The sequence below is a fragment of the Methyloceanibacter sp. genome (assembly GCF_035650995.1).
Classification (GTDB): domain Bacteria; phylum Pseudomonadota; class Alphaproteobacteria; order Rhizobiales; family Methyloligellaceae; genus Methyloceanibacter.
This window is the reverse complement of record NZ_DASRGO010000035.1, coordinates 1-23,089: the sequence shown is the minus strand read 5'-3', so window position 1 is coordinate 23,089 and position 23,089 is coordinate 1. Positions and strand designations below refer to the sequence as shown.

The 23,089-nt window shown below is 66.0% G+C and carries 18 protein-coding genes, 1 other RNA gene and 1 pseudogene; 4 read left to right on the top strand and 16 right to left on the bottom strand.

Annotated elements, in window-relative coordinates; all coding sequences use genetic code 11:
* Positions 1-53: 53 nt before the first annotated feature.
* From ftsA to mraZ, 15 genes are all read right to left on the bottom strand, one after another.
* Positions 54-1,349 (bottom strand): cell division protein FtsA, encoded by a 1,296-nt coding sequence (ftsA, locus tag VFB18_RS03110; protein WP_324970931.1) that lies wholly within the window; start codon positions 1,347-1,349, stop codon positions 54-56.
* 16 nt (positions 1,350-1,365) lie between these two features.
* Positions 1,366-2,364, bottom strand: a complete 999-nt coding sequence (locus VFB18_RS03105; protein WP_324970930.1) for a cell division protein FtsQ/DivIB — start codon at positions 2,362-2,364, stop codon at positions 1,366-1,368.
* The gene (locus tag VFB18_RS03100; protein ID WP_324970928.1) at positions 2,352-3,284 is read right to left on the bottom strand and encodes a D-alanine--D-alanine ligase; all 933 of its coding nucleotides are present in this window, start codon (positions 3,282-3,284) and stop codon (positions 2,352-2,354) included. Before VFB18_RS03100 ends, VFB18_RS03105 begins: the two co-directional genes overlap by 13 nt.
* Positions 3,285-3,397: 113 nt before the next feature.
* Positions 3,398-4,318: a UDP-N-acetylmuramate dehydrogenase gene (gene murB, locus VFB18_RS03095; protein ID WP_324970926.1), complete on the bottom strand. Its 921-nt coding sequence runs from the start codon at positions 4,316-4,318 to the stop codon at positions 3,398-3,400.
* Positions 4,315-5,745: a UDP-N-acetylmuramate--L-alanine ligase gene (murC, locus tag VFB18_RS03090; protein WP_324970924.1), complete on the bottom strand. Its 1,431-nt coding sequence runs from the start codon at positions 5,743-5,745 to the stop codon at positions 4,315-4,317. Before murC ends, murB begins: the two co-directional genes overlap by 4 nt.
* A 22-nt stretch (positions 5,746-5,767) precedes the next feature.
* Positions 5,768-6,871, bottom strand: a complete 1,104-nt coding sequence (gene murG / locus VFB18_RS03085; protein ID WP_324970922.1) for an undecaprenyldiphospho-muramoylpentapeptide beta-N-acetylglucosaminyltransferase — start codon at positions 6,869-6,871, stop codon at positions 5,768-5,770.
* Positions 6,868-8,046 (bottom strand): putative lipid II flippase FtsW, encoded by a 1,179-nt coding sequence (ftsW, locus tag VFB18_RS03080; RefSeq protein WP_324970921.1) that lies wholly within the window; start codon positions 8,044-8,046, stop codon positions 6,868-6,870. Before ftsW ends, murG begins: the two co-directional genes overlap by 4 nt.
* A complete protein-coding gene (gene murD / locus VFB18_RS03075) occupies positions 8,043-9,461 on the bottom strand; it encodes a UDP-N-acetylmuramoyl-L-alanine--D-glutamate ligase (RefSeq protein ID WP_324970919.1) in 1,419 nt (472 codons plus the stop codon). Before murD ends, ftsW begins: the two co-directional genes overlap by 4 nt.
* Before the next feature lie 11 nt (positions 9,462-9,472).
* Positions 9,473-10,558 (bottom strand): phospho-N-acetylmuramoyl-pentapeptide-transferase, encoded by a 1,086-nt coding sequence (gene mraY, locus VFB18_RS03070; protein WP_324970916.1) that lies wholly within the window; start codon positions 10,556-10,558, stop codon positions 9,473-9,475.
* A 22-nt stretch (positions 10,559-10,580) separates the two neighbouring features.
* Complete coding sequence (locus VFB18_RS03065) at positions 10,581-11,999, bottom strand: UDP-N-acetylmuramoylalanyl-D-glutamyl-2,6-diaminopimelate--D-alanyl-D-alanine ligase (RefSeq protein ID WP_324970914.1); 1,419 nt, start codon at positions 11,997-11,999, stop codon at positions 10,581-10,583.
* Positions 11,992-13,452: a UDP-N-acetylmuramoyl-L-alanyl-D-glutamate--2,6-diaminopimelate ligase gene (locus VFB18_RS03060; RefSeq protein WP_324970912.1), complete on the bottom strand. Its 1,461-nt coding sequence runs from the start codon at positions 13,450-13,452 to the stop codon at positions 11,992-11,994. Before VFB18_RS03060 ends, VFB18_RS03065 begins: the two co-directional genes overlap by 8 nt.
* A gap of 80 nt (positions 13,453-13,532) precedes the next feature.
* On the bottom strand, positions 13,533-15,227 hold the full coding sequence (locus VFB18_RS03055) for a penicillin-binding protein 2 (RefSeq protein ID WP_324970910.1): 1,695 nt from the start codon (positions 15,225-15,227) through the stop codon (positions 13,533-13,535).
* A gap of 13 nt (positions 15,228-15,240) precedes the next feature.
* Positions 15,241-15,711: a cell division protein FtsL gene (gene ftsL / locus VFB18_RS03050; RefSeq protein ID WP_324970908.1), complete on the bottom strand. Its 471-nt coding sequence runs from the start codon at positions 15,709-15,711 to the stop codon at positions 15,241-15,243.
* A gap of 29 nt (positions 15,712-15,740) precedes the next feature.
* A complete protein-coding gene (gene rsmH / locus VFB18_RS03045) occupies positions 15,741-16,769 on the bottom strand; it encodes a 16S rRNA (cytosine(1402)-N(4))-methyltransferase RsmH (RefSeq protein ID WP_324970907.1) in 1,029 nt (342 codons plus the stop codon).
* Positions 16,766-17,248, bottom strand: a complete 483-nt coding sequence (gene mraZ / locus VFB18_RS03040) for a division/cell wall cluster transcriptional repressor MraZ (RefSeq protein ID WP_324970905.1) — start codon at positions 17,246-17,248, stop codon at positions 16,766-16,768. Before mraZ ends, rsmH begins: the two co-directional genes overlap by 4 nt.
* 478 nt (positions 17,249-17,726) lie before the next feature.
* Between mraZ and VFB18_RS03035 the strand changes: the two genes are divergently transcribed.
* Together VFB18_RS03035 and katG are read left to right on the top strand one after the other, a co-directional pair.
* Positions 17,727-18,656, top strand: a complete 930-nt coding sequence (locus VFB18_RS03035) for an alpha/beta fold hydrolase (RefSeq protein ID WP_324970904.1) — start codon at positions 17,727-17,729, stop codon at positions 18,654-18,656.
* Positions 18,657-18,800: 144 nt separating this feature from the next.
* A complete protein-coding gene (katG, locus tag VFB18_RS03030) occupies positions 18,801-21,011 on the top strand; it encodes a catalase/peroxidase HPI (RefSeq protein ID WP_324970903.1) in 2,211 nt (736 codons plus the stop codon).
* A 64-nt stretch (positions 21,012-21,075) separates the two neighbouring features.
* Here the strand turns inward: katG and rnpB are convergent.
* An RNA gene (gene rnpB, locus VFB18_RS03025) (RNase P RNA component class A) lies at positions 21,076-21,473 on the bottom strand.
* Between the two features lie 311 nt (positions 21,474-21,784).
* Here rnpB and VFB18_RS03020 point away from each other — a divergent pair.
* Together VFB18_RS03020 and VFB18_RS03015 are read left to right on the top strand one after the other, a co-directional pair.
* Positions 21,785-22,474, top strand: coding sequence for a Crp/Fnr family transcriptional regulator (locus tag VFB18_RS03020; protein ID WP_324970902.1), 690 nt, complete (start codon positions 21,785-21,787; stop codon positions 22,472-22,474).
* 100 nt (positions 22,475-22,574) lie between these two features.
* Positions 22,575-23,089 (top strand): annotated as a pseudogene (locus VFB18_RS03015) (hypothetical protein); the annotation flags it as partial.

Genomic DNA, 23,089 nt, shown 5'->3' with positions numbered 1-23,089 from the left:
GCTCCTCGCTGCGCGTCCCCGCGATGCGCACGCATCGAGCCTCACTCGTCCGACTAGAAATTGTCCCTTATCCACTCTCCGACTCTCGCGAAGTAGCCAGTGCCGGTACGCAAGAAACGCTGTTCGGCGCGCGTGCTCAGTTTGTCGTCGCCACGCGCCCAATGCAGAAGAAGGCCGATGCCGGCCGCGAAATCGGGGGCCCCCGCCGCGGCGGGCAGGCCGCTCATGCCACGCGGCCGGCCGAGCCGTGCGGGACGCCCGAACATGTTGGCGGCAAGCTCGGCGAGGCCGGTGAGCTGGCTTCCGCCTCCGGTCAGAACGAGATGCTGGGTGACCTCCGCCGCCATGCCGCTCGCGGCAAGCCGGCGCCGCATCAGGTCGAGGATCTCCTCGACGCGCGGGCGGATGATGATGGCGAGCTGCGCTTTGGTGATCTGGTTGAGGCTTCCTTGCGCCAGGCCGCCGACGCATGGATAGGTGATGATCTCGCGCTCGTCGGAAAGCGTGGCGAAGGCGCTGCCGTGCAGCGTCTTGAGCCGCTCGGCGTGCTCGATCGGGGCGGCGAGCGAACGGGCAATGTCGGTGGTGATGGCGTTGCCGCCGAGAGCGATGGCGTCGGCGTGAATGAAATGACCGTCGACGAAGACCGCGAGCGTGGTGGTGCCGGCGCCGAAATCGATCACCGCGGCGCCCAGCTTCGCCTCATCGGCGGTGAGGACCGAGAGCGCGCTGGCATAGGGGGCGGCGACGAGGCTCGCCACGCCGAGATGGCAGCGTTCGACGCACAGCATGATGTTGCGCATCGCCACCTCGTCGGCGGTGACGGTGTGAAGGTCGACCGACAGACGCTCGCCGCACATGCCGTGCGGCTCGCTGATGCCGCCATTGTCGTCGAGACGGTAGCTCATCGGCAGCGCATGCAGCACGGTGCGCTTGTCGCGGGCGGCGTATTGGCGCCCTCCGGCGAGTAGCCGCATCACGTCCTCGTCGCGCACCGCGCCCGAGGGGAGCGCCACGCTCGCCGAGAAGCTTTCGCTCTTGAGCCGCCCGCTGGTCACAGCAACGTGCACGTCCTCGACGGTGACGCCGGCCATACGCTCGGCGGAATCGACCGCTTGGCGGATGCAGTGCTCGGCGCTGTCGAGATGGGCGATCATGCCGGCTTTGAGGCCCTCGGCGCGCGTGTGGTCGCAGCCCAGGACCTCGAATTGCACTGCCTCGCCCTTGCCTTCGAACCACTCAGGCGCCGGCGAGGTCTTGGCGATCAGGCAGCAGATCTTGCTCGTGCCGATGTCGAGCGCGGCGACGATGCGCTGGCGCTTGCTCCTGATCGTGGTGGTGTATCCCATCCCCCTGCCCCTTGCTTCACGTCTTGCCCTTGCCGGGCGTCTTTGTGCTCGATGTCGGCGTCTCTTGCGCGGCTTCGGCGGTCGGCGGCGAGCCGTCGGGGTCGTCGCGCAGCCGGACCGTGACGCGGTCGAGCAGCCGCAAGTCGACCGAGGCGATGTTGCGCTTGAGCAGCGCCTTCTCCGCGTCGAGCTTGGTGAGAGAGGCGAGCGCCTCATCGACATTGTCGTCGGGCAGCATGACCTCGAGGCCCGAGGCGAGCTTCAGCGTCCAGCGGCGGTCACCCACCCTAATCGCTGCGATCATTTTCTGCTTCAGGTCGCCATAGGGCATGAGCGCCTGGTAAAGGGCGGGCGCCGCTTTGGGCGCACCGTCGCCGACCACGAGCGGAAGCTCGGGATAAGCCTCGCGCAAAGCCGGCGCGAGCGTCACGCCTTCGGCATCGACGACATAGGTCTGACCATGGCTCTGCCAGATGGCGTAAGGCACGCGCTCCTCGATGACGACCTGGAGCGTGGAGGGCAGAAGCCGCATGACTTGGGCGTGCTTGATCCAGGGCACGGCCTCGAGCCGCGCTTTGGCGGCGTCGGTATCGTAGCCGAGCATCATGGTGTCGGGACCGGCATGAAGCGCAGCGGTGATCTCGGCGTCGGTGGTGTGGAGCTGGCCGTCGACGGTGACGCGCTTCACGCCGAAGCCCGCGGCCACGGCGAGCTTCTCGATGCCGCCGCCGAGCGTATCGACGAGCCGCCCGGTCTGACCGCCGATCCATGCTCCGTAGAGGAGCGCGCTGGCGAGAAAGAGCACGCAGACGAGGAGCCATTTGCCGCGCACGCGGTCGCGGCCGAGCTTGCCGAGGCGCACCGATCTCGGGCTTCGCGCGATGAGGTTGCGGGCGCCCGCAAGCATGGGAAGGCCCCGCGAGGATCGCCGCGGAACGGCGATGCCGCGCTTGAGCAGCGCGTCAGGCGATCTCCTCTTCCTGGCCTCGCCCCTTACGGAGCCTATCGATTGCACGAGGCATCCTCCACGATCCAGCGCACCAACTCGCCGAACGAGCGTCCGGCGTGAGCCGCAAGCTCGGGCACCAGAGACGTCGACGTCATGCCAGGCTGGGTGTTGACCTCGAGGCAGATCAGTTCCCCGGTGCCTTCCGGCCGGTCGTCGTATCGAAAATCGGAGCGACTAACCCCCCGGCAGCCCAGTGCCCGATGAGCCGCTAGCGACAGCTTCTGTACCAATTGGTAAACATTTGGTTTAAGCGGCGCGGGGAGGACATGAATTGACCCCCCGGGAGCGTATTTCGCGTCATAGTCGTAAAAGGCAAGCCCTTCAGCCGGGCGTATCTCTATGACGCCGAGCGCCTCATCCCCCATCACCGCGCAGGTCAGCTCGCGGCCGGCGATATAGCGCTCGACCATGACCTCCTCGCCCAGCGTCCAATCGGCGCTGGTCAGCTCCTGGGGCGGGTGCAGCTGGTCCTCACGCACGATGAAGACGCCCACGCTCGATCCTTCCGTCGGCGGCTTGATCACGTAAGGGGGCTTCATGGCGTGGGCTTTGGCCGCCTCGGCGCGCGAGATCACCATGCTCTCGGCCACGGGCACGCCGCCGGCCGCGAGCACGGCCTTGGCCCGCTCCTTGTGCATGGCGAGCGCCGAGGCGAGCACGCCGGAATGGGTATAAGGAAGCCCAAGCGTCTCGAGCACGCCCTGGATGCAGCCATCCTCGCCATAGCGTCCGTGCAGCGCGTTGAAGCACACATCGGGCTTGATCTCGGCAAGCCGGGCGGCGACGTCGCGGCCGACGTCGAGGCGCGTGACGCGGTAGCCTTCGCCCTCGAGCGCCGTGGCGCAGGCCGCGCCGGAGCGGAGCGACACCTCCCGCTCGGACGACCAGCCGCCCATCAGGACTGCAACGTGAGGTGTTTTCGGCATGGCGCGTGCCCTCCCTTGTGTAGCTTGGTCTTGGGAGGGCTTAGCTGAATCGGAACGCTTTAGGAATCGGCCTTCGGACTCCCGACCGGGCTGCTCCAGATCAGGGCGGCCGCTCAGAGGGGATTGCCGAGGCGTTTGATCTCCCATTCGAGCTCGACGCCGCTTGTCTCCTTCACCCGCGCGCGCACCGTCTCGCCCAGCTCCTCGATATCGGCGCCCGAGGCGTTGCCCTCGTTGATGAGGAAGTTGCAGTGCATCTCCGAGACCTTGGCGTCACCGACCGAGAGCCCGCGGCAGCCAGCGGCGTCGATGAGCTGCCAGGCCTTCTTGCCGGGAGGATTCTTGAAGGTCGAGCCGCCGGTCCTGCTCTTGATCGGCTGCGCCTGCTCGCGATAGGCGGCGATGTCGTCCATTTCGGCCAGGATCTTGGCGGGGTCGCCGGGCTCGCCCTGGAACAGGGCCTCGGTGAAGATGAGGTCCTCGGGCGCGCCGCAATGGCGGTATTCGTACCGCAAGTCCTCGACGGGGAGCACGCGCACCTTGCCGGTGCGGTCGACGGCGCGCACCTCGACCACGACTTCGCTGGTCTCGCGGCCATGGGCACCGCCGTTCATGCGCAGCGCTCCGCCGACGCAGCCGGGAATGCCGCGGTAGAAGGAGAGGCCCGAGATGCCGGCATCGGCGGCCGCACGCGCGACCTTGACGTCGGGGACAGCGGCGCCGACGCGGAGCCGGTGACCATCCTCGACCGCGATCTCGCCGAAGCCCTTGCCGAGACGGATGACGACGCCGCGAATGCCGCCGTCGCGCACGAGAAGGTTCGAGCCGAGCCCGATCACGGTGATGGGAATGTCCGAGGGTGCCGCGCCCAGGAAGTAGGCGAGGTCCGCTTCGTCGGCCGGCGAATAGAGCACCTCGGCAGGGCCGCCCACTCTGAACCAGGTAAAGTCCTTGAGGGGCGCATCCGACTTCAGCTTGCCGCGCAGCTCCGGGAGACTTGCAACCAGCCGGTCTTCGAGATCGACGCCGCTCACGCTGCTCCCTCCTGCTCGGCCAGCCGCCTCGGCAGAGCGTTTATCCAGTCGGTGATGGTGCCGGCGCCGAGGCCGACCACGAGATCGCCGGAGGTGGCGAGGTCGGCCACCGCCCGCACGAGACCAGCCTCGTCGTCGATCGTCACCACGTGCGGATGGCCGTGGCGGCGCAGACCCGCGGCAAGCTCGTCGCGGTCGATGCCGGGGATCGGAGCCTCGCCTGCCGAATAGACCGGCGTGACCAGCACGATATCGGCATCATCGAGACAGGCGGAGAACTCGTTGAACAAGGATTGCAGCCGCGTGTAGCGATGCGGCTGGACCACGGCGATGATCCGCCCCTTGCCGGCGAGCCGCGCGGCGCGCAGCACCGAGGCGATCTCGACGGGATGATGGGCGTAGTCGTCGTAGATCGCGGCGCCGTTCCATTCGCCTACCCGGGTGAAGCGCCGCTTCACGCCGGAGAAGCCGGCAAGGGTCTGCCGGATCACCTCATCGCTCACGCCGGCCTCGGTCGCGGCGGCGAGCGCGGCGAGCGCGTTCAGCGCATTGTAATGACCCAGCACCGGCAGGGTGAGGTCCTCGAGCTTGCGCGCGCCGCCCTTCACCGCCGGGCCGAGATCGGCATCGAAGGTGATGCGGTTGTGGTCGGGCCTTAGATTGATCAGCCTGATGTCGGCGTCGCGCGCCACGCCGTAGGTAAGCGTGCGGCGCCCGTTGGCGGCCCCCCCGAGCTTGGCGAGAAGCTCGCGCACCACCGGATGGTCGATGCAGGCGACGGCGAGCCCATAGAAGGGAATCGCCTCGATGAATTGGCGAAAGGCCTGATGCAGGGCGTCGAGCGAAGGCCAATAGTCCATATGCTCGGGGTCGATATTGGTGACGACGCCGATCTGGGTGGGAAGCTTCAAGAACGTCCCGTCGGATTCGTCGGCCTCGACCACCATCCATTCGCCCTTGCCGATGCGGGCATTGGTGCCCCAGGCATTGATGATGCCGCCGGCGATCACCGTCGGATCGAAGCCGGCGCTCTTCAAGAGATCGGCAATGAGGGAGGTGGTGGTGGTCTTGCCGTGCGTGCCGGTAATCGACACCGTGGCGCAAGGGCGCATCAGCTCGGCCAGCATCTCGGCGCGGCGGACAATGGGAATGCCGCGCTCCTTGGCCGCCTCGAACTCGGGATTGCCGGCCTTCACCGCGCTCGAGATCACGAGGTGGCCGGCCCCCTCTACGTTGGTCGGGTCGTGTCCGATCAGGCATTCGATGCCGTGCCGGCGCAGGCGCTCGAGATTGGCGCCGTCCTTGAGGTCGCTTCCCCTCACGCGGTAGCCGCGCGTGTGCATCACCTCGGCGATGGCGCTCATGCCGATGCCGCCGATGCCCACGATGTGGAACAGGCCTGCCTCGTCGGGGTGCGGGAGATGCATGCGCGAAACTCCACAACGCGGGTTACGGGTTCTCTCGCGCGAGCTCCTCGGCGAGATCGGCAAGCTTCTTGACGGCGTAGGGTTGGGCCATGGCCTTAGCCTTGGCCGCCGCCTTCGCCAAGAGCTCGGGCGCGCCGAACAGCCGCTCGATCTCCCGCGAGAGCCGCTCGGGCGTCAGGTCTTCCTGCCTGATGCACCAGCCGCCACCGCCGTCCTGGACGCGAGTAGCGTTTTCGAGCTGATCGTTGTCAAGGGCGTGCGGCAGGGGCACGAGAATCGAGGGCCTGCCGATGGACATCAGCTCGGCGACCGTCGAGGCGCCGGAGCGGGCAATCACCAGATGGGCCGTGGCGATGCGCTCGGGGAGGTCGCGGAAGAACGTGGCGATATGGGCGGCGACGTTGATGTCCTTGTAGGCCTGGCGCAATGAGGCGACATCCTCGTCGCGCGCCTGCTGTACGATGGTGAGCCGCCAACGAAACGGCGACGGCAGCCGCGACAACGCCTGGGGCAGTAACTCGGAAAAGAAATGCGCGCCCTGGCTTCCGCCAAAGATAAGAATGAGCAGGCGGCTTGCCGGTTCGGGCGCGACATAGGCCACGTCGCGATAGGCGATTACGGCATCGCGCACCGGCATACCGGTGAGGCGCACCTTGGCTTGCGCGCGGCGGTGGAGTTTCTTGGTCTCGGGGAAGGACAGAGCGACGCGGTCGACGAAGCGCGCGAGCAGGCGGTTGGCGCGTCCCATGACCGCATTCTGCTCGTGGATCGCCGTCGGGATCTTCAAACTGCGCGCGGCGAAGATCGGCGGCAGGGTGGGATAGCCGCCGAATCCGATCACGGCGCGGGGCTCGACCCCTTTAAGCAGGTTGAGCGCGTCGAGATAGCCCTGGCCGAGCTGCCAGAAGGTGCGCGCAACCGCAACCGGGCTTTTGCTCGTCATCGTGGCCGAGGGGATGCGGTGAATGGCGCGGGCGGGAAAGTCGATACCGTATTTCTCGGCGCGGTCGTCGGTCACAAGCTCGACCGAGTAGCCGCGCCTGCCGAGTTCTTGCGCAAGCGCCGCCGCAGGGAAGAGATGCCCCCCGGTACCGCCTGCGGCGAGCAGGATCGGGCGGATGCTCACGCGGCCTTCTCCCTCACGCTTTGCGCCTCGGCCTCGGATTCGGCGGACGGACTGCGCTTCAACTGCCCCGCCATCGGCCGCTTGCGCGTCAGGCCGAGAGCGAAGCCCATGGTGAGCGCCATGGCAAGCAGAGATGAGCCCCCATAAGAGATGAACGGAAGGGTCATGCCCTTGGCCGGCAGCATGCCGACATTGACGGCCATATTGATGAGCGCCTGAAGCCCGAACAGCATGACCAGGCCGGCGATCGCGTGCCTGATGAAGCCGTCGGGCTCCTGCGAAGCCTTGGACAGGCCGCGCAGCACGATGAAGGCGAACAGGGCGACGAGCACGAGGCAGGCGATCAGGCCGTATTCCTCCGCGGCCACGGCGAAGATGAAGTCGGTGTGGGAATCGGGGAGCACGTCTTTGACCGTGCCCTCCCCGGGCCCCCGCCCGAACCAGCCGCCGTGCAGGAACGATTCCAGCGAGCGGTCGGTCTGGTAAGTATCGCCCGACGCCGGATCGAGAAAGCGGTCGATGCGTGAAGCGACATGCGGCGCGAAGAAGTAGGCCGAGACGATGCCGACGACGCCGGCAAGTCCGAGCGCCCCGATCCACACGAGATTGATCCCGGCCATGAACACGAGGGCCCCCCACACGAGGGTGACGAGCAGGGTCTGACCGAAGTCGGGCTGCATGATGAGGAGCACGGCGAACACGGCGTAAAGCGCGACGGCAAGCTCGATGCCCGGCACGTCGCGGCGCTTTTGCGCCTCGTTGAACAGCCAGGCGGTGAGCACGATGAAGGCGGGCTTCACGAACTCAGACGGCTGAAGCGAGAAGGGCCCGAGCTCGAGCCAGCGCTTGGCGCCCTTGATCTCGGGACCGAGGACCAGGATCAGCGCCATCAGGGCGATGCCGGCGAGGAAGATCACGAGGCTCACGCGCCTGATCTGCTTCGGGTTGAGCGTTGAGGCCGCGAACATGATGGCGATCGCCGGCACCAGCATCGCCGCCTGGCGCCGCACGAAGTAGAACGGCTCGAGATTGTAGCGCGCTGCGACCGGCGGACTGGCCGCGAAGGACAGCACCAGCCCGGCCCCCATAAGAAGAAGAAGGGCGAAGAACATCAGCCGGTCGACGGTGAACCACCAGTCGGACAGCACGCTGCGCTCGGCGCGGGTGATCCTCATGCCGCCCTGCCCTCGACGGGCGTCACGCTCTCCGCCCCCGTGAGTGCCATCACGATCCGGCGAAAGGCCTCGCCACGCTTCTCGAAATTGAGAAACTGGTCGTAAGAGGCACAGGCCGGTGACAGCAATACGACCGGCTCTTCTGCCGCCGACGCGCTCGCATCGGAGGCCGCCGCCTCGACGGCGCGGTCGAGCGTGCCGCAATCGGTATAAGGCACGGCATCGCCGAGCTGGCGCGCGAAGGCTTCGGCGGCTTCGCCGATGAGATAGGCGCGCGCGATGCGCGGGAAGAACGGCTCGAGGCCTGCGAGCCCGCCCTCCTTGGGCCGGCCGCCGATGATCCAATAGATGTCGGTGAAGCTCGCGAGCGCCTTGCCGGCGGCATCGGCATTGGTCGCCTTGGAGTCGTTGACGAACAGCACCTTGCCTCTACGGGCCACCTGCTCCATGCGGTGGGCCAGTCCGGCGAAGCTTCTCAGCCCCGCGGCGATCGCGTCGGGATCGAGCCCTTGCGAGCGGGCAAGCGCGTAGGCCACCGCCGCGTTCTGCCAGTTGTGCGCGCCGCGAAGCGAGCCGATGCCGGCAAGATCGATGCGCGCCACTTCCTTGCCACCCTCCATCTCGACGAGCACGCCATCCTCAGCCCAAACGCCCGTCTGGACCGGGCGTCCGACCGCGATGCGCTTGACGGCAAAGGGCCCGCGCAAGCTCTCGGCGATGGCGCGCGAGGGCTCGTCGTCGACGCCGATGACGGCGGTGGAATGGGCGTCGAGATGCGCGAAGATCTCTCGCTTGATGCGCGCGTAATTCGCGAGGCTGCCGTGGCGATCGAGATGGTCGGGGGTGATGTTGAGAAGCGCCGCAGCGTCGGGCTTAAGGCTCGGCGCGAGGTCGATCTGGAACGAGGACAGCTCGATCACATAGGTAAGCTCAGGCGCGAACGGCTCGAGATCGAGCACCGCCTTGCCGATATTGCCGCCGAGCTGCACGCGCTTTCCGGCCGAAGACAGAAGATGCGCGGTCAGCGCGGTCGTGGTCGATTTGCCATTGGTGCCGGTAATGACGACCGCCTTGCCCGGAGCTCGGTGAGACGCGCGCTCGCGGAAGAAAAGCTCGATGTCGCCGATCACCTCGACGCCGGCCTGCCGCGCGATCTTCACGCTCCAATGAGGCTCCGGATGGGTGAGCGGGATGCCGGGCGCAAGTACAAGCGCGGCAAAACGCGACCAATCGGCCGCGGTCAGATCGCTCAGCGCAAGACCGGCGGCCTCGGCCGCCTCGCGGGCCTTGGGCGTGTCGTCCCAGGCAAAGACCTTGGCGCCGCCGGCCGCGAGCGCCCGCGCGGTGGCGATTCCGCTCAACCCGAGGCCCTGAACCGCGACGTCGCGGCCGGCAAAGATCCTCACGGGAATCATAGTTATCGAACTTAGCGCAATTTCAGCGTGGCGAGGCCGGCAAGCGCGAGCACCACGGCAATGATCCAGAACCTGATGACCACGGTCGATTCCGGCCAGCCCTTCTGCTCGAAATGATGGTGCAGGGGCGCCATGCGGAACACGCGCACCCCGAACAGCTGGAACGACGCCACCTGCACGATCACCGAGACCGCCTCGAGCACGAACAGGCCGCCGACGATGGCGAGGACCAGCTCATGCTTGGTGGCGACGGCGATCGTGCCGAGCGCGCCGCCAAGCGCGAGCGAGCCGGTATCCCCCATGAAGATGAGCGCGGGCGGGGCGTTGAACCAGAGGAAGCCGAGCCCGGCGCCGACCAGGGCGCCGCAGATCACGGCAAGCTCGCCCGTGCCCGGGACGAAGTGAATTTGCAGGTAGTCGGCAAACATCACATTGCCGACAAGATAAGAGATAAAGCCGAAGGTCGCCGCGGCGATCATGACGGGCACGATGGCCAATCCGTCGAGCCCGTCGGTGAGGTTCACCGCGTTGCCCGCGCCGACGATGATGAAAGCGCCGAAGGGGATGAAGAACCAGCCGAGGTCGATCACGACGTTCTTGAAGAAGGGAATGGCGAGCTCGGTCGCAAGCGGCGGTTCGCCGACTTTGGCGATGACGGCCGCAGCGACCACGGCGGCGGCGGCTTCGATGACGATCTTGATGCGGCCGCGAAAGCCCTGGACCGACTGTTTGGTCACCTTGAGGTAGTCGTCATAGAGGCCGACGGCGCCATAGACGAGGGTGAGGAGGAGCACGACCCACACATAGGGATTGCGGAGATTGCCCCAGAGCAGCACGGCGACGGTGACGCCGGACAGGATCATGAGTCCGCCCATAGTGGGCGTTCCTTGTTTCTGCAGCAGGTGCCGCTCGGGTCCCTCTTTGCGGATCGGCTGCCCTTTGCCCTGCCGCACGCGCAACGACCGGATCACGCGGGGTCCGAACAGGAAGACGAAGAGCAGCGCCGTGATGAGCGCTCCACCGGTACGAAAGGTGATGTAGCGAAAGACGTTCAGCGCGGCGAACTCGGGGGTCAGTTCCGTCAGCCAAAAGAACATCGCCTCTCCCCCTTCGAGCGCGCTAGGCCGCGCCGGCGTCAATCTCGAAACGCCGCTTCAGCGCTTCGACCAGCGGTCCCATCCGGCTTCCCAGCGAGCCCTTCACCATGATCGCGTCTCCAGGCCCCACGCCCGCGGTCAGCAAAGGCGCAAGCTCCTCGGCGGTCTTGGCGTAGGCGCCCCGGCGGCTTGCCGGCAAAGCCTGATAGAGCGAGCCCATCAGCTCGCCGCAGGCAAAGACAACATCTACCCCCGCCCCGTCAACGACCTCGGCGAGTTCCCGGTGAAGCTTCGGCCCTTGCGTTCCAAGCTCGAGCATGTCGCCGAGCACCGCCACGCGGCGCTTGAATTCGCTTCGTGGCGTGAGTCCGAGGGTAGCGATCGCAGCCCGCATCGAGGCGGGATTGGCATTATAGGATTCGTCGATAAGGACGATGTTTCCCTCTTTGGTCGGAAACACGATCCGGTCGCCGCGGCCGGCCTGGGCGCGTAGATCGGCGTAAGCGCGCGCCGCAGCGCCCAGATTGGCGCCGGCAAGCTTCACCGCCGCGAGCACGGCAAGCGAGTTATGCACGAGGTGGAGTCCGGGCGCGCCGAGACGATAGCTCAGCGTCTCGCCGAGAATGTCGACTTTCACCTCGGACGCGTCCGGCTTCAGTTCGGCGGCGAGAAGCCTCGCATCGGCGCCCTCGGCTTCGCCGAAGGAGACGACGCTCGCTCCGTGGTGCTCGGCATGGCGCTTCAGCCGCTCGTAATGCGGGCTGTCGCGATTGATGATCGCAATGCCATGGGGCTCGAGCCCGTGGAAGATCTCGGCCTTGGCGTCGGCAATGTCCTCGACCGAACGGAAGAAGCCGAGATGCACCGGGGCGACCGTGGTGATGATGGCGATGTGCGGCCGGACGATCCGCGTCAGGGCGTCGATCTCGCCCGCGTGGTTCATGCCGATCTCGAAGACGCCGAAGCGAACATCCTTCGGCATGTTGGCGAGCGAGAGCGGCACGCCCCAATGATTGTTGAACGACTTGACCGAGGCATGCACCGTACCCGAAGGCGCGAGCGCGAGCCGCAGCGCCTCCTTGGTTCCGGTCTTGCCGACGCTGCCGGTTACGGCGATCACCTTGGTACCTTGGACGCGCGCGCGCGCCGCCCGTCCGAGAGCATTCAAGGCTTCGAGCGTATCGCCCACGCGCACCAGCCTCTCCTCGTCGCCCGCGGGGAAGCTTCGATCGACGATGGCGCAAGCGGCGCCACCTTTGAGGGCGCCCTCGACGAAGCTGTGACCGTCGCGGTTGGGACCTCTGATCGCGACGAAGCCCTCTTCCGGCGCGAGGCTCCGCGTATCGATGGAGACGCCGGTCACGGGACGCACCGCATCGCCGAGACATGAGCCTCCGGTCGCCTTAACGATCTCGCCGACGGTCCAAAGCGGCTCAGCCATCATCGTCCTCCGCGCGCAATGCCGAAGCGACCGCTTCGTGATCGGAAAAGGGGATGACGGCGGTGCCGATGGTCTGACCGGTCTCATGTCCCTTGCCGGCGACGAGCAGCACGTCACCCTTCTCAAGCATGGCGACAGCCTCAGCGATCGCGGTTGCGCGGTCGCCGATCTCGCGCGCGCCGCGCGCGCCGGCAAGCACCTGGCGGCGAATCTCGGCGGGGTCCTCGCTCCGCGGATTGTCGTCGGTGACGATGGCGATGTCGGCCTTCTCTACCGCCACGCGCCCCATCTCGGGCCGCTTGCCCTTGTCGCGGTCGCCGCCGCAGCCGAACACGACCACGAGCCTGTTCTCCACATAGGGACGCAAGGCGTCGAGGGCCTTGAGGAGGGCGTCGGGCGTATGGGCGTAGTCGATGAAGATCGGCGCGCCGGTGCGCGAGCTGCCGGCGAGATCGAGCCGACCGAGCGCGCCGCGCAAATTTGCGAGCATCGGAAGCACAGTCGAAGCATCGCCGCCGGTCGCCATGACGAGGCCGGCGGCGACCAAGGCGTTCGAAGCCTGAAAGGCCCCGACCAGCGGAAGCCGAATGTCATAGCGCTCGCCGCCATGGTCAACGACGAGGTCTTGCGCGAAGCCGTTCGGGCTTGCCGAGACGAGACGCAGCGCGTTGCCGGCGCGCCCAACGGTCAAGAGCGTAAGCCCGCGCGCTTTGGCTTCGGCCGCGACCGTCTCGCCGGCTTCGCTGTCGACATCGACCACGGCGGCGGCGCCCCGAGGCAACAGCTCGCGGAAGAGCCGGAGCTTCTGGGCGAAATACTGCTCGAAACTGTCGTGATAATCCAAATGATCGCGCGAAATGTTGGTGAAGGCGCCGGCGGAAAGCGTGATGCCATCGATGCGGCGCTGTTGGAGGCCGTGACTCGAGGCCTCGAAGGCAAGATGGGTGACGCCGTCCTTGGCGAGATCGGCGAGGATCGCGTGCAGCTCGATCGGATCGGGCGTCGTGTGCTTCAAGTTTTGCGTGCCGCGCGGGCCAACGACGCCGACGGTGCCGAGGCTTGCTGCGCGATAGCCCTGGCCGGCCCAAAGCTGGCGCACGAAGGAAGCAACCGAGGTCTTGCCGTTGGTGCCGGTGACGGCGGCGACCGTCTTCGGCTGGAGGCCATAGAAGCGCGCAGCAATCAGAGCGAGGCGCCGGCGCGGCTCTCTGTCTTCCAGAATTGGGAGCGTGGCCGAGGACTGTGCCGCGCCTTGGGGAACGAGGATGGCCGCAGCGCCGCGCTTGACGGCATCGTCGATGAAGCGGGTGCCCTCCATCTTCACGCCGGGAAGCGCGGCGAACAGATAGCCGGGTCTCACCTGCCGGCTGTCGGCGGCAAGGCCCGCGATCGCCACGGATGCCCAGGCTTTCGGCAGCTTCGCCTCGGGCCCCATCAATTCACCCAGAGTCATTTCCGGCACGCCACCCCTAAACGGCCCGTTTCATCGTGAAACTCAAGGGCTTGGCCATCCCAAAGGACGGGATGGGTCATCTAATAGGAGGCGAGCACCTTGGCGTCAAACTTGCGCTGATCGTCCTCGCGGCGGGGGGTGACGCCAAGGATCGGCCCGATCCGCTCGATGATCTTGCCGGCGGTCGGGGCAGAGTTGACGCCGGCGGTCGCTTGGAAGTGGGTCGCCTCGACCCGCTGCGGCTCGTCGATCATCACCAGCACGAGATATTCGGGCGCATCGGTCGGGAACGCCGACAGGAAGCTCGTGAGCACGGCAGAGTTGGAATAATGCCGCCCCACCACCTTGTCGGCGGTGCCGGTCTTGCCCCCCACGCGATAGCCTTCGGCGTTGGCGCGCTTGCCGGTGCCCTTCAGAACGTTGAGCCGCATGAGCTTGAGCAGCGCGGCGCTCGTCTGCGCCTTGAGCACGCGGGGGGCGTCGGCCATGCCCTCCTCGCGCGAGCGCGGCAGGAAAGTCGGCTTGACCGCGAAGCCGCCATTGACGAGGGGAAGCGCCGCCGACGCGAGCTGCAGCGGCGTCACCGACAGGCCATGGCCGAAAGCGATGGTCATGGTGTTGAGCCGCTGCCAGTGCGCTGGGACGATGGGCGCCGCGGTCTCGCCGATCTCGGTCGGCACGCGATCGAGCAGTCCAAGCTTCTTGAGGAAGGCGCGATGGCGGTCGACGCCCATCTGGAGCGCCATCTTGGCCGCGCCGATATTCGACGAATAGATGAACACCTCCGGCACGCTCAGCGGCCGGCGCTGGCCGTGGAAGTCGCTGATGGTGAAGGAGGCATAGTGGATGGGGCTCGTGGCGTCGTAGACCGAATGCATGTTGGCGAGGCCCATATCGAGCACGCCGGCCACGGTGAACACCTTGAACACCGAGCCCATCTCGTAAACGCCGAAGCCGAGCCGGTTGAGCCGGTCCTTGTCGAGCGCCTGCTCGCGATGGTTGGGATCGAAATCGGGCAGAGACACGAGACCGACAACCTCGCCCGAATGCACGTCGAGGACGACGCCGGCCGCGGCCTTGGCATGGAACGTGGCCATGGCGTTCGAGAGCTCCTCGCGCAGCACGTACTGCACGCCGAGATCGAGCGAGATGGTGACGGCTTCGTCGCCCGAGGCGGTCTCGGGATGCGACATGGCGAGCTGCGGGTTGTCGTCGATGAACTTCTCGATGCCGGAGAGGCCTCTCGAATCGACGTCGACCAGCCCCACCACGTGGCTCGCGATCGGACCCATGGGATAGACCCGCCGATACTCCTCGATGAAACCGAGACCGGGGAGCCCGAGCTCGTGGATTTCCTCCTGCTGCTTCGGGGTCAGCTCGCGCCTGATGCGAACGAATCTCCTGCCTGCTTTCAGCCTTTCGCGCAGGTCGGCGGCGTTGACGTCGGGAAGCACGCTCGTCACCTGCTCGACGAGCTCGTCGACATCGATGACCTTGGCGGGATCGGCATAGAGGGTCGCGCCCTTGATGTCGGTGGCGAGCAGCCTGCCGCCGCGATCGAGGATGTCGGGCCGGTGCACCGTGGAGGAGATGTCGTGCAGGCTGCCCAAGGCGGGCTCGTCTTCGGCGAGGCCGAGGGTGACGAGGCGTCCGCCGATCAGGACGAAGGCGATCGCAAAGGAGAGGCAGGCGAGCCGGAAGCGGTAGCGGCAGCGCGCAAGATAGGCCCGCTCGGCGCGGGCCGTAGCAGCATCCGATTTGGCGGTATCGCGCAACGGTTGGCTCGCTTTATTGGGCCGAGGCTTGGACGGGAGTGACGCTCGCCTGGGGCCACGGTGCCGCTGCGGCGGCGTCATGTGCTGCATGCGCTCCCTCGGCCGCACCGGTGGCGGACGCTTGGGCTTTGACTGGAGGCTTGGCTCCCGGCCCCGCCGCGTTCGCAGGGACCGTCGCGGAAGCCACTTCCTCGCGGGCACGGACGAAGTCGCGATCGGTCACGCTGTCGAGCGTCACGAGCTGGCGCGGCTGGATGGGGGCGAGCTTCAGATATTTTTCCGCGAGCCGCTCGATGCGCTCAGGCCGGTTGAGCAGGCTCCATTCGGCGCGGAGTACGGCAAGCGAGTCCCGCTCGGAGTCGATCTCCTTGTTGAGAGAGGCGATGTCCTCATCGAGCGCCCGCGCCTCGTATTTCACCTGATAAATGACATAGGCGAGCGCGACGAGACCCAGAACGAGACAGATATTCACGAAACGCAACATCTTGGTACTCGCGAACGAAAGCGTCCTTCTCAGATGCAAAGGCCAAGCCGCGGGACGCCAAGCGCGGCAAGGTCGAGGGGATGGGCCGGGGCAGCGGTGCGCTCGCCGGCTCTGAGCCGCGCCGAGCGGGCGCGCGGATTGGCGGCAATCTCCCTCTGATTCGGTTCTAACGGACGGCGGTTAAGAAGCCGGAAGCTCGGGGCCAAGGCCCGGCTTTCGGCTTGCGGCAGATGGCGCGAGGGCTGCGCCGGAGGGGCGCTTCGGCCGGCGAAGAACCGCTTGACGATGCGATCTTCGAGCGAATGGAAGGTCACAACAACGAGCCGCCCGCTCGCCTTCAGCAAGCGTTCGGCGGCGGAAAGCCCGCGCCCGAGCTCGCCGAGCTCGTCGTTGAGATAGAGCCTCAGCGCCTGGAAAGTGCGCGTCGCCGGATGCTTGGTCTCGTCGCGTTTGCGGCCAAGGACGCGCGCCACGATCTCGGCGAGCTCGGTGGTCGTGGCAATCGGTTTCTCGCCGCGGCGGGCGACGATGGCCTTGGCGATGGCGCGGGCGCGGCGCTCCTCGCCGAGCTTGCCGATGATCTCGGCAAGCTCCTGCTCGGAGAGCGTGTTGACGACATCGGCGGCGGTCGCGCCGTGCATGCTCATGCGCATGTCGAGCGGCCCCTCCTTCATGAAGGAGAAGCCGCGCTCGGCTTCGTCGAGCTGCATCGAGGAGACGCCGAGATCGAGCACGATGCCGGAGACGGCGCGAACCGTCTCCTGAGCGGCCACCTGTTCCATGTCGCTGAAGCGGGCGGGCGCGGTGACGAGCCGCCCGTGATAGCGCTCGACGAGCGAGCGGCTCGCCCGAAAGGCTTCCGGATCGCGGTCGATGGCGATGACTTTGCAGTCTGCGGCGTTGAGGATGGCCTCGGTGTAGCCCCCTGCCCCAAACGTGCCGTCGAGGATGACCTCGCCGTCCCTCGGCTCAAGCGCCGCGAGGACCTCCGAGAGCATCACGGGAATGTGGCGGGCCGGTCCGCCGGCGGCAGACTTGCTGCCGCGACCCGCCATCATTCCCGTGCTCCCTCTGGCCCGCCGCTTCCGCGGCGCCCCGCGCCGAGTAGTTTGCGAAGCTCGCGCACCTTTCGGCGAGCCTCCGCTTGATAAGCTTCGAAACGTCCTGGCTCCCACATCTGGAATTTTTCGCCGAGCCCGACGAAGGTGACATGAGAGGTGATGCCGGCGTGCTCGCACAGACGCTCGCTGAGAATGGTGCGTCCGTCCTGGTCGATGGTGAGAATCTCGCTCGTACCAAAGAGAGCAGTCGCGAGCTGGTCTTTCTCGTCAGAATAAGGTGCAAGGTCTTCGACGAGGGCGTTGATCTTGTCGACCAGCCTCTTGCCTCCCGCATCGAGCGCAGGGGCGTCGAGCGACGGATAGCAGTAGATGCCGTCGAAGCTGTCTTTAGCGAGGACCGTGCGAAAAGAAGCCGGGACCGAAACGCGGCCTTTGGTGTCGATCTTATTGGTAAATGTGGACACAAACTGGTCCATCTCCCCCTCATGCGCGCCCCGACCGACGAGTGACTGATGAGGCTTGGGCGCGTGGCCCCTCGGGTCTTGCGACCCTCACGTCTCACGACCCGCTGCCGAGCCCCGAGACACCCATGCGGGGAAAAAATGGGAGAGGCGGCGCAGATCCCCCCGTGGCCTCGTAGGAAGCGCAGCCAGCCTCTCCCATGTACTCACCGAACGGGCAATCATGGGATAGCATGGGATTTTATGGGCGTCAATGGAAAGACGCGGGAGCAGTACCATCGGCGGTGGGAAAATTTCCGCGAGGGCGGCGCAATTCGGCTTCACTTCGCGTTAACCATCGCCCGATTGCCGGCGCGGAGCGAAGCGCGCTACAACGGCAAGCGAACGGGGATCGGAGCAGAACCAACAGGGATTCGCGATGGCGCCGCACGAAGCGCGCCAGTCCGCGAACCGGCTTCTCCGCCCCGATTGAGACGGAGTCCGATTGCGACGGATGGGTAAGCGGCGGCTCGCGGCAACAATCCTCCTTGCGGCGATTGCGTTCGCCCTCGGCTCGTGCGCGCTCGACGCGGGCGATGCCCCGATCCTTGGCCCCTATGCGCGGCTCGGGCCGCCAGACGCTCCGGTCAAGCTGTTCTACGAAGACGAGGGCCAGGGGCCGCCCGTGCTTCTCATCCACGGCTTCGGCACGAGCAGCTACACGTGGCGGTACATCATCCCCGCCCTCGTCCTCAAGCACCGGGTCATCGCGGTCGATCTCAAAGGCTTCGGCCAATCCGACAAGCCCTTCGACGAGCGCTATTCGGTGCTCGACCAGGCCGAGTTGCTGGCCCAGTTCATCGAGGATCACGATCTGCGCGACCTCACCATCGTCGGGCATTCGTTCGGCGGCGGCGTGGCGCTCAGACTTGCGCTCGATCACGACACGCGGCTTGCCGGACGCATCAAGAAGCTCGTGCTGCTCGACTCGATCGCCTACCCGCAGCACATTCCGGTATTCTTCCGCCTGCTCGACATGCCGTTCGTCTCGCATCTCGGCGTGCGCATGGTCCCGCCGACGGTGCAGACGCGCGTGGCGCTCCAGATCGCCTATTTCGACGACGACAAGATCGACCCCGAGGAGGTCGAGACCTATGCCGCTCCGCTCAAGACCGCGGCGGGCAAGCACGCGATCATCTATAGCGCCCGGCAGATCATGCCGGACGACATCGACACCATCGCCGAGAGCTACAGCTCGATCACTCTGCCTACGCTCATCCTGTGGTGCGATCACGACCGCATCGTGCCGCTCGAGATCGGGCTCAAGCTCAGGCGGGCGCTACCCAACTCGACCCTGCGCCTCGTCCCGGATTGCGGGCACATGCCGCAGGAGGAGCAGCCGGAGACGACCTTCGAGCTGCTTCAGTCCTTCCTCAACGACTGAGCGGCGTCTGACCCCCGGCGACATAAGCGCGTCTTATCACCGCGATAGGCAAATTCGATTTGCACTTATTGTGCGCCGCACTCAATGTGCCGCCACTCGGCGCGGCTAAGACGCGGTAAACGATTACACGATTGGAGGCGAACCATGGACGCTAAGACTGACGAAGGCGCGGAAAAGTGCCCATTTTCGGGAGGCACACGCGCGCGCTCGAACCGCGACTGGTGGCCAGATGCGCTCAGCATCGAGATGCTGCATCGGAACTCGTCCTTGTCCGATCCGATGGGCAAGGATTTCGACTACGCGCAGGAATTCAAGACGCTCGATCTCAACGCGGTGATCAAGGATCTGACCGCGCTGATGACGACATCGCAAGACTGGTGGCCGGCCGACTTCGGTCATTACGGCGGGTTGATGATCCGCATGGCTTGGCACAGCGCCGGTACCTACCGCATCACCGACGGCCGCGGCGGCGCCGGAGCGGGTCAGCAGCGTTTCGCCCCGCTGAACAGCTGGCCGGATAACGCCAATCTCGACAAGGCGCGACGGCTGTTGTGGCCGATCAAGCAGAAGTACGGCCGGAAAATCTCCTGGGCGGACCTGATGATTCTTGCCGGCAACGTCGCACTCGAGTCGATGGGCTTCAAGACGTTCGGTTTTGCCGGCGGCCGGGTCGATGTCTGGGAACCCGAAGAGCTTTACTGGGGTCCCGAGGGAACGTGGCTGGGCGACGAACGCTACAGCGGCGAGCGGCAGCTCGCGGAACCGCTCGGTGCGGTGCAGATGGGTCTCATCTACGTCAACCCGGAAGGTCCCAACGGGAATCCGGACCCGATTGCCGCGGCCAGGGACATCCGCGAGACCTTCTTCCGCATGGCGATGAACGACGAGGAAACCGTCGCGCTGATTGCCGGCGGCCACACCTTCGGCAAGACCCATGGCGCAGGCGACCCATCACTCGTCGGTCCCGAGCCCGAAAGCGGCGCCATCGAGGATCAGGGCCTCGGCTGGAAGAGCAAACATGGCACGGGATGCGGCGCCGATGCCATCACCGGCGGCCCCGAGGTCACCTGGTCGCAAACCCCCACGAAGTGGAGCAACCACTTCTTCGACAACCTGTTCAAATACGAATGGGAGCTCGAGAAGAGTCCGGCGGGCGCCTATCAATGGCGGGCGAAAGACGCCGAGGCGACGATTCCCGATGCGTACGATCCAGCGAAGAAGCACGTGCCGACCATGCTCACCACGGATCTCTCACTGCGATACGACCCGATCTACGAAAAGATTTCACGGCGCTTCTATGAGCATCCGGACCAGTTTGCGGACGCCTTTGCCCGTGCATGGTTCAAGCTTACGCACCGCGACATGGGTCCGATCGCCCGCTACCTCGGTCCCCTCGTGCCGAAAGAGGTCCTGATTTGGCAGGATCCGGTCACGCCTGTGGATCATCCGCTGATCGGCGAGCAGGACATTATGGGGCTGAAGGCGAAGATTCTCGCCTCCGGCCTCACGGTCTCGCAGTTGGTCTCCACCGCCTGGGCCTCGGCTTCGACGTTCCGCGGCTCCGACAAACGCGGCGGCGCGAACGGAGCACGCATCCGCCTCAGCCCGCAAAAGGACTGGGAGGTGAACCAGCCGGCCCAGCTCAAGACAGTGCTTGCGAAGCTGGAAGCAATTCAGAAGGACTTCAACGCCACGGCAAGCGGCGGCAAGAAGGTCTCGCTTGCCGATCTCATCGTTCTCGGCGGCTCGGCCGGGATCGAAAAGGCGGCGCAGGACGCCGGCATCGACGTGAAGGTTCCCTTTGCGCCGGGCCGTGCGGACGCCTCGCAGGAACAGACCGACGTCGAATCCTTCGCGCCGCTCGAGCCGCGTGCCGACGGCTTCCGCAACTATATCAATAGCAAGAAGCTCCAGTTCATGCGGCCCGAGGAGGCGCTGGTCGACCGAGCCCAACTTTTGACCCTGACGGGGCCGGAAATGACCGTGCTCGTCGGCGGCCTGCGTGTGCTTGGCGCCAACGCCGGCGGTTCCAAACACGGCGTTTTCACCAAAGACCCGGGCAAGCTGACCAACGACTTCTTCGTCAACCTGCTCGACATGAGCACGTATTGGCAGCCGCTCGCCGGCTCCGAAGGCGTGTACGAGGGCCGCGACCGCAAGACGGACGCGGTCAAGTGGACGGGCACGCGTGTCGACTTGATCTTCGGCTCGCACTCGCAGCTCCGCGCCTTCGCGGAAGTCTACGCCTGCGCCGACGCGAAGGAAAAGTTCGTGAAGGATTTCGTCGCGGCCTGGACCAAGGTGATGAACGCCGACCGCTTCGACCTTGCGAAGGCGCAGCGCCTCGCGGCATAGGCGCAAAGCTGAAGCCAGAAAACTGGAGGCCGGCGTGCGGGGATCACCCGCACGCCGGCCAAATCATGTCACCAAGCCTGTAAGCCGGGTTCTGTACCGCTCTACGCGGCGATGGCCATTCCTCTTGGACGCGCCTTGCGGCGCGCCTCGTGCAACCAACCCGGACGGCTCATCTGGAAGCGAGACTGGCAGGTCTCCCTGCCGCGCCGTCCCTATTCGGTCTTGCTCCCGGTGGGGTTTGCCGTGCCGCCCTTGTTACCAAGGACGCGGTGCGCTCTTACCGCACCCTTTCACCCTTACCGCGCGTCTCCGTCTCCGGTGATGCGAGGCGGTCTGCTTTCTGTTGCACTGTCCCTGGGGTCACCCCCGCCGGAGGTTATCCGGCACCGTGCTTCCTGGAGCCCGGACTTTCCTCTCCGCCCTTACGCAATACTTGGGCAGAGCGGCCATCCGGCCTGCTGACGGGAGTAATAAGGGCGTTTGCCGCGCAGGCGTCAAGTCGCGCCCGCGGCGAGGGCGGGGCCGGACGCGGGCGATGATAAGGCGGCCTTCGATCCCGGGCGAGGGTCCCCTTCCCTTTTGGCCGTCCTGCTCGCGGCCGCCACGGCGTCGTAACGCCATTTTGATAGCCTCATTGCCGCTTGTTCCCATATCCTTGCCCCGATCGCCGCTTGTTCCCATATCCTGGGGTGGATCGCCGCCCGCCCCTTCCTCAAGCTTTCGGGCCGTTGCGATCCCGGGGCTTGGGCGGGGTCTCAAGACATGTGCCGCCGATGCCCAACAACGATCTGATCTCGCGCTGGCTCGCCGCCTTTCCGGAACTGACCGAGCTCGAAGACGAGCATAAGAGCGAGCTCATCGGCGCGACGCAGTTCAACCGCTTACGCGAAGGCGACATCGCCTATCGGCAGGGGCAGACCTGCCACAACTACGTGATGTGCATCGAAGGCCAGACGCGCGTGTTCAAAACCTCGGAGTCGGGTCGCGAGATCCTGCTCTACCAGGTGGGACCGGGAGAGACGTGCGTGCTCACGACTTCTTGCCTCATGGCGGGAAGCCCCTTCCCGGCCGAGAGCACGGCGGAGACCGACGTCCTGCTCGCCGCCCTCCCCGCCAGCAACTTCCACCGCTTGCTCAGCAGCTCGCAGCGCTTCCGCAAATACGTGCTCGACAATTACGGCGACCTGCTTTCGAGCCTCATCATGCTGGTCGACGAGGTGGCCTTCGCGAGCCTCGATCTCAGGCTCGCGCGCCGCCTCTTGGCCGAGGCCGACGCCAAGGGTGTCGTGGCGAAGACGCACCAGCAGCTCGCGCTCGATCTCGGCAGCGTGCGCGAGGTGATCAGCCGCTACCTTTCGGAATGGGAGCGGCTGGGATGGGTGCAGGCGTCGCGCGGGCAGATCGAGGTGAAGAACCGCTCGGCGCTCGCGAGCTATGGCAGCGGGGAGGCGGCGAGCGGGTGATCTAGGTCGGAAACGTGACTTGAGTTACAGATTCTCACAGCGTAAGGCGCTAGAATTACAACAACAAATCCCCCAGGAAACGTTCAAGGAATTCAAAGACATGTCAAAGCTTCTCGCAAGCCGGCCCCTCCTCTCGCTCGCGTACTCAGCGGCGATTGCGGCAATGTTTTCCCTTGGCCTCGGCTCGGCCGCCATGGCGGCCGACCAAACGCCGGCGAACCAGTCGTCGACACCGGCCCCGGTCAAGGGCGAGTTCGACGATTACTGCGCCATGGGTCTTGCAGAGGGCCAGACCGCCAAGACCGACTGCTCGGTCAACTGGATCGACAGCGACGGGCGCGTCTACTGCTTCTCGAGCGAGGAGTCGAAGGCGGCCTTCCTCAAGGACCCGGCCGGCAACCTCCAGAAGGCGCGCGAGTTCTTCGCCACGAAGCAGGCCGCGGCATCCTCGCCCACATCGGGGCCCGCCAAGACCTTCACCGAAACCGACGTGAACCAGCGCGTCGACGAGGTGGTCAAGGAGCGGTCAAAGGACGGTGTTTTCGTGTTCCACGATCCCAAGCTCGACGCCGACCTCAATCTGATCATGGAGAAGATCAAGGGCGTACGCGGCAT